Origin of the sequence: Pseudomonas tremae (genome assembly GCF_001401155.1) — a bacterium.
In the GTDB taxonomy this organism is placed as follows: domain Bacteria; phylum Pseudomonadota; class Gammaproteobacteria; order Pseudomonadales; family Pseudomonadaceae; genus Aquipseudomonas; species Aquipseudomonas tremae.
In genome coordinates, this window is the sequence record NZ_LJRO01000240.1 from 1 (window position 1) to 227 (window position 227).

Annotated in this window: 1 protein-coding gene; it reads right to left on the reverse strand. The window is 66.5% G+C overall.

The window, feature by feature from the left end; all coding sequences use genetic code 11:
* The coding region (locus tag ALO43_RS15665; RefSeq protein ID WP_147461977.1) for a condensation domain-containing protein at window positions 1–227 on the reverse strand (227 nt) is incomplete at both ends.

The window sequence follows — 227 nt, forward strand, 5'->3', positions numbered from 1 at the left end:
ACCTGGAAGATCGGGCTATGGCCCAGGCTGCGCGGTGGCTGCAACGCCTCCACCACCTGCTCGAACGGCAGGTCCTGATGCGCATGCGCCGCCAGCATGACCGCCTTGACCTGCTCCAGCAACGCCGCCACGCTCAGGCTCCCTTCCGGCCGGATGCGCAGCGCCAGTGTGTTGACGAAGAAGCCGATCAGCGACTCCAGTTCGCTACGCGGACGATTTGCCACCGG